The organism is Vibrio sp. Vb339 (genome assembly GCF_902751245.1).
In the GTDB taxonomy this organism is placed as follows: domain Bacteria; phylum Pseudomonadota; class Gammaproteobacteria; order Enterobacterales; family Vibrionaceae; genus Vibrio; species Vibrio coralliirubri.
Window position 1 is genome coordinate 1 of record NZ_CADDIS010000027.1, and the last position, 1,191, is coordinate 1,191.

The 1,191-nt window shown below is 46.5% G+C and carries 1 protein-coding gene; it reads right to left on the reverse strand.

Features of this window, described 5'->3' with window-relative positions:
• Nucleotides 1-1,191: LamG domain-containing protein (locus tag HRQ85_RS26065; RefSeq protein WP_172380986.1), on the reverse strand; the 1,191-nt coding region annotated here is incomplete at both ends.

Sequence of the window (1,191 nt, forward strand, 5' to 3'; positions counted from 1 at the left end):
CAATCGTTAGCAGCAAATGTAATGTCTTCTTTGGAAATGGCGTTACTTCCACCGCCGGCGTACATGTCACCGTCTTGATCAATACCTAAAAATAGCTTTTTGAAGCTTCCGCCATCTATTCCCATACGTTGTACAACACCTTTTACCTGACTGAACTTTATCCAAGTCATCAGCGTCATCGACTCTGTCATTTGTGGCGTATAACCAAGCTGCATAATGGCTTTAGTGGCTCGTAAATCTAGCTCCCTGTCACCAGTTGTTATGGCAACCCCTGCTTCGGTATCTACTTTTGATTGAGCAAGTACATATGCTTCCCAATAAGTTATGCCGCCCGATTCCATGACTTTATTTGCATCCGCCACTAACGGGTCGCTGCCTGCGTCATATTCCCAATAATCGCCCATTCCATCATGGTCACTGTCTGTTGAGCACGGATCAGCAATGACTTTGCCTGTCGTTGCCCCCATTTCTATGCCATCAGATAACCCGTCGCCATCACTGTCTGCTGTATGCACATCGGTGCATAGTGCCATTTCTTGACGATCGGTGAGGCCATCGCCATCACTGTCTGGCAGCACACCGTCAACCTTCAAAGTTGACGCGTCAGTCAGGAAGGCATCAAACTCACCTGTTGCTACATTTTCTACCCATTGACCACGTACTCGACTGAAGTTATAGAACCCAAGCAAGCCTTGCTCACCGGGTAAAGGCGGTGTCAACATGTAGCTCTGAACTTCGGTTTTGGTTAGTGCCCGRGACCACAGTTGYACATCATCGAGGACAGCATCCATATGATCTTGCACACCGCTCTCGCTGTTGAGAGCTCCAATGATTAAGTTACGAGTATTACGACTCTCTCTTGAATAACCTRAAAAATCGTCAAAGACTTCACCATTAACGTATACTGTGTACTTGTCGAATCTGCCGCCTTCTTCGACAACCAGAGCTAGATGCACCCAATCGTTAGCAGCAAATGTAATGTCTTCTTTGGAAATGGCGTTACTTCCACCGCCGGCGTACATGTCACCGTCTTGATCAATACCTAAAAATAGCTTTTTGAAGCTTCCGCCATCTATTCCCATACGTTGTACAACACCTTTTACCTGACTGAACTTTATCCAAGTCATCAGCGTCATCGACTCTGTCATTTGTGGCGTATAACCAAGCTGCATAATGGCTTTAGTGGCTCGT